8 protein-coding genes and 2 pseudogenes are annotated in these 9,258 nt (G+C 40.8%); 7 read left to right on the top strand and 3 right to left on the bottom strand.

What is annotated here, in order from left to right:
* Positions 1-109: 109 nt before the first annotated feature.
* From hpsL to H6G97_RS22955, 6 genes and pseudogenes are all read left to right on the top strand, one after another.
* Positions 110-1,543: pseudogene (hpsL, locus tag H6G97_RS22980) on the top strand (hormogonium polysaccharide biosynthesis protein HpsL); the annotation flags it as partial.
* Positions 1,544-1,703: 160 nt separating this feature from the next.
* Positions 1,704-1,952, top strand: coding sequence for a hypothetical protein (locus H6G97_RS52810; protein WP_242055124.1), 249 nt, complete (start codon positions 1,704-1,706; stop codon positions 1,950-1,952).
* Between the two features lie 171 nt (positions 1,953-2,123).
* Positions 2,124-3,104 carry a hormogonium polysaccharide biosynthesis glycosyltransferase HpsN gene (gene hpsN, locus H6G97_RS22970; RefSeq protein WP_190942951.1) on the top strand — a complete coding sequence of 327 codons (981 nt, stop codon included), beginning with the start codon at positions 2,124-2,126 and terminating at the stop codon, positions 3,102-3,104.
* 52 nt (positions 3,105-3,156) lie between these two features.
* Positions 3,157-4,332, top strand: a complete 1,176-nt coding sequence (gene hpsO, locus H6G97_RS22965) for a hormogonium polysaccharide biosynthesis glycosyltransferase HpsO (RefSeq protein WP_190942950.1) — start codon at positions 3,157-3,159, stop codon at positions 4,330-4,332.
* Positions 4,333-4,374: 42 nt separating this feature from the next.
* Positions 4,375-5,547, top strand: coding sequence for a hormogonium polysaccharide biosynthesis glycosyltransferase HpsP (gene hpsP / locus H6G97_RS22960; protein WP_190942949.1), 1,173 nt, complete (start codon positions 4,375-4,377; stop codon positions 5,545-5,547).
* A gap of 176 nt (positions 5,548-5,723) precedes the next feature.
* Positions 5,724-6,053 (top strand): annotated as a pseudogene (locus H6G97_RS22955) (IS66 family transposase); the annotation flags it as partial.
* Here H6G97_RS22955 and H6G97_RS22950 read toward each other — a convergent pair.
* Both H6G97_RS22950 and H6G97_RS22945 read right to left on the bottom strand, forming a co-directional pair.
* On the bottom strand, positions 6,048-7,064 hold the full coding sequence (locus H6G97_RS22950) for a phosphotransferase enzyme family protein (RefSeq protein WP_242055121.1): 1,017 nt from the start codon (positions 7,062-7,064) through the stop codon (positions 6,048-6,050). The pseudogene H6G97_RS22955 and the gene H6G97_RS22950 overlap by 6 nt on opposite strands.
* 245 nt (positions 7,065-7,309) lie before the next feature.
* Positions 7,310-7,519, bottom strand: a complete 210-nt coding sequence (locus H6G97_RS22945; RefSeq protein ID WP_338421828.1) for a DUF433 domain-containing protein — start codon at positions 7,517-7,519, stop codon at positions 7,310-7,312.
* A gap of 326 nt (positions 7,520-7,845) precedes the next feature.
* On the opposite strand from H6G97_RS22945, the gene H6G97_RS22940 reads away from it, so the two are divergent.
* Positions 7,846-8,502, top strand: a complete 657-nt coding sequence (locus tag H6G97_RS22940; RefSeq protein WP_242055119.1) for a pentapeptide repeat-containing protein — start codon at positions 7,846-7,848, stop codon at positions 8,500-8,502.
* 463 nt (positions 8,503-8,965) lie between these two features.
* Here the strand turns inward: H6G97_RS22940 and H6G97_RS22935 are convergent, their stop codons facing one another.
* Positions 8,966-9,130: a DUF5615 family PIN-like protein gene (locus tag H6G97_RS22935; protein ID WP_190942947.1), complete on the bottom strand. Its 165-nt coding sequence runs from the start codon at positions 9,128-9,130 to the stop codon at positions 8,966-8,968.
* Positions 9,131-9,258 lie beyond the last annotated feature (128 nt).

The following is a 9,258-nucleotide window of genomic DNA, read 5'->3' as shown; positions in this document are numbered from 1 at the left end:
TTATGAGTTATTGCCCGAAACCTCTGAGACTTTTATCTACCTTTCCATGATCCGTATTATGGTGAGGCGACTTGCTTAAATTTTGACTCCCTAAAACTTTTCAAACACCCTCTTAGGGATACTTGTCATATCCCTTTCCTACAAATACCCACGCCAAGCCCTATATGCCTTCATCATTTACGTACCCATTGGAGGTACTATTACCTACTACTTGGGCAATAGTCCCATACTCCAATTAGCTAAAGATGCCTTTTATGTTCCAGCGCTAATTGGGCTTTGGCAGACGTGTCGTAAACAGGGACTACCGATAATTATTCCGCAAGGGATAAAAATACCACTCTATCTTGTTTTGGCTTGCAGTCTGCTAACGCTGCTATTTATCAATGGTGGACAGCAGTTTAACCCGCCTAGTGTGGGACTATTGGAAAAAGCACCCCAAGAAATACCATTAGGTATGGGCATTCTGGGACTGAAAGTATTTTTAGGCTATGTCCCCCTGATTGGTTGTGCCTACTATCTAATTCGAGATAAGCGGGATTTTCTATTTTTATCGCGCCTCCAGATTGCCCTCATACTGGTTTGCTGTGTGCTGGGATTTATACAATACCTTTTATTACTAACTGGTGTGTGTCAAGGCACTAGAGGTCTTGAAGGAGATGCCTTATTTAGAGCAACACTCGAAGCTAGGTGTTATTTTGGTGGAGCACTAGTATATAGTCCTGAAGAAGGAGTCATTCGCCTACCAGGGACGTTTGTAGCTCCTTGGCAGTGGGCATGGTTCTTAATTTCCAGCACCTTTTTTACATTTGCCACCGCCTTCACTGATCCTTACCCAATATGGCGGTTGATCGGTTTAGGTTCTTTAGCGGCAGTCTTTATCAATGCTGTAATCTCTGGACAAAGAATTGCTTTAGCTTTAGTACCAATCTGCTTCGTGATTTTGCTATTGCTCACTGGTCAACTTGGCAACCTTAAACGATTTATCCCCATAGGGGTAGGGCTTGCCCTAGTTCTGGGAATTGCAATGGTGACTAACCCTGATGTCGTGCAACAGAGAACCGAGAGTTTTACAGGTCGATGGGAGGCTTCACCACCTCAAGATTTTATCGTCCAGCAATTTGAAGAGAATTGGAAAAACGTAGATGGGCCACTAGGAAGTGGCTTAGGTCGAGCAACTAACTCTACCCGTGCAATGGGTAAAACTAAGCTTGTGGAAACTTACTACCCCAAAGTACTTTATGAAGTTGGAATTTTTGGAGTACTTGCGTTTCTAAGTTTGGTAACAACTTTAACAATTCTTGGCTTTAAAACCTATCGCTCCATAAAGAACCGTAATTTCCGCAGTTACGGAGCAGCTTTGTGGGTGTTTATATTGTTTATTAGCTACAACACCTACTACTATCCTTTGGATGTTGATCCAGTTGCTGTCTATTATTGGTTTTATGCGGGAGTTCTTTTTAAACTGCCAGAACTGGAGAAACAAGACAAGGAAGATGCCGATCCTCAGCAAAAAAACAAGAAAAAACGTCTAAAAACAATTTAAATGAAATAAAAATGGCAAAAGTTATTATAGGAGGTCAACAACACCTCAGCATTCCAAACCTACCTCTAAATTCTCGGCATACACTCATCCGCCCTAAGCCTTTTCCCAGAGGTAGATATCCTATAGAAAAAATTTGGTATCCTTTAGGCAGCTTTATCGCATGGCAACCTGTGTGCATAAGATACCAAGCAATTCATTCTTTCAACAGAATTTTATATACAAAAAACCTTGGTTTCTCACCTTTGAAGATGATCGTGAAAAAAAAAGTAAAACAAATGAATATTGGCAAATTGTCAAAAGCACACATAAGTATTTGGCAGAGCAAGCATTGCAACAAATCAGCCAATTTTTAGATAGAAATGGTAAACGAGAACATTATGAGTTTTTAAGTGCGGGAGCATTAGCTTAAGCACAAATGTTGCATAACTCTGAAAAGCAAAATGAGTTATTTGATAATCTTTATGCAGCAGCGTAAACAATTGACTGAGTGTAAATAAAAGCAATGGCTGCTTACTAAGCTTCATGAAAACTAATTTTTACAAGGCTATTATAAAAGTAATAAAATTACTTAATAAAAATTATGAATGATTGGCCATTAATTAGTGTAATAATCCCGACTTACGGGCGGGAAGAACCGTTACAAGATAGCATTGTGGATGTTTTAAAACAAGACTATCCAAATTTTGAAGTTTTAGTTGTAGACCAAACCCCAAAACATCAACCAGAAATTCAAGCCTACCTAGAGAAAATGGCGGAGGTCGGTAAAATTAAATGGTTGCGTTTAGATTGGGCAAGTTTGCCAGGGGCGCGGAATTATGCTATCCGCCGATCTTCTGGTGAAATAATATTATTTATTGATGACGATGTTCAGCTAACCCCTGGATTATTAGCAGCCCATGCGAAAAATTATTTGCAAAACCCAGAGGTGGGGGCTGTGGCTGGACGGGTATTTGACAGAATGAAATTAGGTGATTCTGGGGGAGATTTACAAATTGAATATTTGCCCCCTCAAGCTATGGATCCAGGAATTGCTTGGTATCATATTGATTTAGTTCATACCACCAAACCCCAGCAAGTATTGACAGCGAGGGGTTGCAATATGTCATTTCGCCGCGAAATTTTTACTAAATACGGATTGAGGTTTGATGAGAGGTTTCGCGGTAGTGCAGTGCGCGAAGAGTCAGATTTTTGTTTGCGGGTGAGACAGACAGGGTATAAGATTTGGTACGACCCAGAAGCCCATTTGGTGCATTTAGGCGAAGAAACGGGGGGTTGTCATGATATTAGTATGCGATCGCTCAAATATCAACTCACCTTTTACCACAACCATTTCTTGCTGGGGCTGAAAAACCTCACTGCGACTCAAGCTTTACGCCTATACGCCCGTTTATTTGATTGTCACGTACTGGGACGTCCACCTTGTCACAAAAGCGGTTCCCCCATTAAAATTGCTACTCGCGCTATTTTCTACATTTTGGGTTTTTTCAAAGCCTTGGGTACTGTCATCCAATCACTATGGAACGATGGTCAAATTTACACTCATTTGGATGAACAAGTTTAGGCATGAGTCATTTGTCATTGGTCATTAGTGAATAACAAAAAATAAATGAAAAATGAGAATTTTAGTTGCTAGTCATACTTATATCGTAGACCTCAACTGTGAAAAATTACGTGCTTTATCTCAACTCGAACCGGGAATTCAAGTAACAGTTGTAGTTCCAAAGCGCTGGAAACCAGGCGGCGTGCAAAATAGAATTATTGAACCTGAATACCGCGATGAAGGCACATTTAGAATAGTTCCCATTTCTAATTTCAGTCAAAATCATCAGGGACTGCTTACCTTTGGTGCTGATTTAATATCTTTGCTAAAACAATTCCGCCCTCAAGTTATCCAAGTAGAACAAGGATCTAGAGGACTGGCTTATACTCAGATGATTGCCTTAAATAAACTATTAGGGCTTAAGGCAAAAAATGTATTTTTTACTTGGTGGAACCTACCATATAATCTCAAATTGCCAATTGCTTTATTAGAAAAATATAACCTCAATCACAGCCACGGTATCATTTCTGGCAATCAGGATGGAGCAGAAGTTTTACGACAAAGGGGATATCAGGGGACAATTAAGGTCATGCCACAACTAGGCGTAGATGAAAGCCTATTTACTCCCAAACTGCAATCAGAACTAGCAGCTAAATTTGGCATTAAAAAAGAAGACTTTGTAGTAGGCTTTGTTGGGCGGTTTGTGCAAGAAAAGGGTTTATTAACGCTTTTAGATGCCTTAGTCAAGTTGAAAGAGAAACCCTGGAAATTACTGCTACTTGGACGAGGAGAGTTACAAAGAGAATTAATTAAGATAGCCACAGAAAACAATATTGAAGACAGATTAATTTTGGTAGAAAGTGTCCCTCATGACGAAGTTGCAAACTATATCAATTTAATGAGTACTTTAGTACTACCTTCAGAAACAACTTACAAGTTTAAAACCTTAACTTCTGTTGGCTGGAAAGAACAATTTGGTCATGTGATCATTGAGGCAATGGCTTGCCAAGTTCCTGTGATTGGTTCTGATTCTGGTGAAATTCCCTATGTAATTGGTGATGCGGGTTTAGTATTTCCCGAAGGTGATGCTCAAGCCCTTGCTAATTGCTTAGTTCAATTAATGGATAAACCAGATTTTGCTCATACTTTGGGTGAAATGGGTTATCAAAAAGCAATGATTAAATATACAAATAAAGCTTTGGCTAAACAGCAATTAGAGTTCTATCAAGAATTGGTTAATAGTCATTAGTCATTGGTCATTAGTGAATAACAAAGGACAAATGATAAAAAAATGAAAATATTACAAATTGTCCCCTCAATTTCTTTGATTTACGGTGGCCCCAGCCAAATGGTGCTAGGGCTAGCTCCAGCGTTGGTAAAAGAAGGAGTAGAAGTTACAATTCTCACAACTGATAGTAATGGCGATAATGGTCAAACGCCTCTGGATGTTCCTTTAAATTGTCCAATTAAACAAGATGGCTATGAAATAATTTACTTTCCTTGTGCCCCGTTTCGTCGCTACAAATTTTCACTCGATTTATTAAACTGGCTAAAACTTCATGCTCACAAGTTTGACATAGCACATATTCATGCTCTATTCTCCCCTATAAGTAGTGCTGCTGCTATGGTGTGTCGTCAGCAAAAGCTACCTTATATTTTCCGTCCTTTGGGTACTCTTGATCCGGCTGATTTGCGGAAAAAAAAGCAATTAAAACAGCTTTATGTTGCACTTATAGAACGCCAAAATTTAGCTGGCGCGGCGGCTATTCATTTTACTAGCGATCAAGAAGCTAAAATATCAGAACGATTTGGAGTATCTACGCCAGATTTAGTGATTCCCTTGGGTGTGATTCCACCTCAATCCTCTATTAAAAATGTATGTAGTCAGTTAGAAATACCAAAGGATATACCGTTGGTGTTGTTTATGTCACGAATTGATCCAAAAAAAGGATTAAATTTGTTGATTCCGGCGCTAGAAAAGTTATTAGCGATTGGTTATAAGTTTCATTTTGTCTTAGCCGGTACTAATCCTCAAGATCCAGATTACGAACAAAAGATAATATCCCAAATTCAAAATTCACCACTGCGATCGCACACTAAAATTACTGGCTTTGTCACTGGTGAATTAAAAGTTAGTTTACTACAAGCTGCTGATTTATTTGTCTTACCTTCCTACTACGAAAACTTTGGGATTGCTGTAGCTGAAGCGATGGTTGCAGGTGTACCCGTAGTCATTTCTGATCAAGTACATATTTGTCAACAGATACGTGATAGCGAGTCGGGTTGGGTGGGTACAACAGATGTACAAGAACTGGTAAATTTACTACAAGAAGCTTTGGAAAACCCCGCAGAACGCCAACGACGGGGATTAAACGCCCAAAAATATGCCTTGGAAAATTTTAGCTGGGATGCGATCGCAAAGCAAACAATCCAAGCCTACCAAAAAATTCTGGCAAACAAATGAATTTAACAAGAAAGAATTCAGGAGTCAGAATTCAGAATTACGTATAAACATATAATAAATTCCTACCTATGAATGGTTCTGAACCAGATAACTCGTAGTTTTTCACTCTCCCCCCTAAAACAAGAGTTTGCAGTGTAGGTAAAAGTAGGGGTGACAATCGTGTGGTAATGTAAAATCGAATGTCTCGACCCAAAATTAGGGAATTGTTGAATGATTGGGTTGGGGTATCGCTTTCGGTGGGAACAATCGACAGATGCATTCGAGAAGTAGGAATAGCTTGTTCGGCGGTAGTCGAGGAACTTATTGTTGAATTACAATCGGCAGAAATAATCCACCTTGATGAAACACCCTGGTATGAGAGAGGAAAATCTCGGTGGTTATGGGTAGCAATCACAAGTACAATAGCGGTTTTCCACATTGGTAGTCGTCGGAAAGAGGAATTATTGCACCTGATAAGCGAGGCGTTTGTGGGATGGTTGGTCACTGATGGCTATGGAGCCTTAGTATTTATCAAGCAGAAATGATTCGCCCTGAAGATACAGATGAACGTGTTCTTTGACGATATACGGCACGGTTTCCGAAATCCACTTATGCTCTTGTGGATTATTTACATGAAAAGAAAGTACTTCAATCAGCGCCATGATAAAGAAACCTTCTGTAATCTGTAAGTAATGTTCAGGTAGCTTATGAATAGCTTGATAGCCTTTAAAAAAGGAAGGTCTGACAGTGGGAAGTAAATATTGAAGCGAACTTGCAATATCGTAAAGATAGTATCCAAAGCCACAGTGAGCAAAATCGATTGGACAGAATTCCTCGTTGTGCAATAAATAGTTGCCCTCATGAAGATCAGCGTGAATCAGTCCCCAGACATTTTGTGTTTGACCCAGTGTTTCTATCATTCCTTGAACTTGACAAGCCGACACTTCGAGGATCTTGTAATCTTCTGCTGAAATCAATTCTTGTAATACTGCTGGATAAAGTGCCGAAAGTGCTGCTTGCAGCCGATTCTTGTCGTATGCTGGGCGAACAAAGTTTTCTGGCAGTTGCCACTGACTACTATGCTGGTGCAATCTAGCTAGCAACAAACCGAGTTGGTAAGCTTGTTCTGGAGTTCGTTCTCCGTTGAGGTTGTTGCCATCAATCCAACGCAGCAGTGAGCAATAAAACATTTCTCCGGTCTCATCTGCCAAAACTTGAGTGAGCCATCTATCTTGTAGATTTTTTACTGGCTCCTGCACAACAATCTCTGTGTCATGACGCAAGGCAGTAAGCCACAAAAGTTCTGACTCAATCACCTGTGGTCTTTGCCATACATCACCTTGTAGCTTAGATATTGGTTGATGAATACGGAGAAGAAATTTTTCCGCTTGTGTTTTTATACAGAAGGTTACGCTTCCACTATTACCTAAAAAATAACGCTCTCCTTGAGCCATATCATATTGTACAAAGGCAGCTTTCGCTATGTAGTCATAGATGTTATCCTGCATTTTTCCCATAACATCTTGGTTAGTATACATACTCTAATCTTAAGTCCCACCAAGCAGTTTGCGATTGCGCCCTTACAGATAACCTAAGTTCGGCTCAACTATATACCAAAATCAATGCGCGAATTACTTAAATAAATAAGCAAACTGGGGTTTGAGAAAGTAAAACGGCATTTTGAGAAAGTAATATGGCTTTCTGCTTATTAAATATGAAGTTTTGAGAAAGTAATATGGCTTTTTGCTGATTGAATATAAATTTAAGTTAAATATGCGAAAGTTTAGACATCAGGCAAAAATGGTAAACAACGGATACGAATATGGCTTGGCTCAACTGTAACGGCTTCATAGCGGTTAGGTAGTTCAATGATGCGATCGCCCAAGTAGGACGATGCAAAAATTAAGGCTTGCTGAATATCTTCATCTTCTAATTCGGGAAACTCCTGGCGCAGTTCTTCTCGATTAGGGTAGGTAGCTAATAACTCAATCACTGGCGAGAACTCACACCCCAAAAGCAACAAAAAGTTTTGGAGTTTGTTGAACTACTCAAATGTGAGTCAGAAACAACACCCCCCGAATCTGATTTTGTGCCACAAACACCCTTAGCCAAAAAATTATGGTCGATCTGACAACGAGCGATCGCTGCTGGATTGCAACTTCGTAAACGTTGATGAAATTGAACTTGAAAGATTACGAATAGAGGGTTGTCCATTCATGCAATTAGGCGCAGGTTGCTTGGTGTGTGAATAGTGCGTTATAAGCTAAGTACAGCCGCCGCGACAGCCAATAATATTAGATTCGCGGTAAAGGAGCTAAGTTGGACAAATTTAGAAAATTATTGTGGTGGGGTTGGTTGATCTTTTGGCTGGGATGGACAGTAACTCAAATGAATGGAGGTAGGGAAGCTTTTTGGTTGCAAATTTCTAACAAATGTCCAAATTGTAACTTGAGCGATGCCAGGCTGAGTAGCGCCTATCTGGTCAATGCTGATTTAAGCGGTGCCAATCTGAGTGGTGCTAACCTGAGTAATGCCTTTTTAACCAATGCTAATCTGAGCCGTACCAACTTGAGCGATGCCAACCTGAGCGGTGCCAGCTTGAGCTACCTCCCGTTCTTCGGTAGAAGTGCAAACCTCAGCGGTGCTTACCTCATCCGTACCAACTTGAGCGGTGCAAACCTGAGTGGTGTCAACTTCACCCATGCCCGACTCAACAATGCCCGACTGGGTGGTGCAACACTAGACGCTAATTTAGAGGATGCCGATCTAAGTGGTGCCGACTTGCGGGGTGCTTACCAGGGTGGTGCTAACCTCAAAGGTGCTAACCTCAAGGGTGCCGACTTGCGCGGTGCAGACCTGAGCGGTGCAAACCTGAGCGGTGCAAACCTGCGCGGTGCAAACCTGCGCGGTGCAAATCTTACGGGTACTGACCTGACGGATACATATATACAGGGAGCAATTGGACTTAAAAAATAACCACGGCACAAAGGGGGGAGTTTGAGCAGGGCGATCTTTGATGGCACACATGGGGTCACTGTGCCAAAACGGATTTTTTGAGTCTATTCTATGCAACAAAAGTACGAAGTAATGGCTGCTGAAAAACCTTATAAATAAAACTTTGAAGCGAGTTAGAAGTTCCCTTGCTTATTTTTGTTTCTTACTTGCGCCCAATTGTATAAGCAAATTCCCGATTTTAGCGCAATACAGTTCAGTTAAGCAATTTTTTCCTTCTCTTTCTTCTCTCTGCGTCCTCTGCGCCTTCTCTACGAGACGCTACGCGTTGGCGGTTCGTTAAAAAATTGACTTGGATAACAGAGTTTTAGCCCCAAGCGTATTGGGTTAAAGGGGAAAGGGACTCATGTTTTGAATACATCCTTTCCCCAAATCACACTCGATTGTGAAAAATGCTTATCCGAACCGTATTAGATTATGGCGTTTCCTAATGTGTTGAGACAACACCTCTCTCTTCTCTAGCTCTCTGAATAATTTCTGCATCTTCAACTTCAGACATCTCAATTTCACCCAGATGGATAGTGTCAATCCCTGCATTACGTAGCAATGCTGCCGCAGAGAGTGGTAATCCCCGACGGGGCAACAATTTCATAGCGGTTAGGTGCGGAAAACACTAAAACTTGATAACTCAGCGAAGTATCATCAAACCCAGTTAGCCGAGGCGAAATTGCAACAAGGCGATCGCACTGGTGCAGCCACGCTTTAGTGCTAACGTACCAA

This window comes from Nostoc flagelliforme FACHB-838 (assembly GCF_014698065.1).
GTDB classification, from domain to species: domain Bacteria; phylum Cyanobacteriota; class Cyanobacteriia; order Cyanobacteriales; family Nostocaceae; genus Nostoc; species Nostoc flagelliforme_B.
This window is presented reverse-complemented; position numbering and strand designations above follow the sequence as displayed.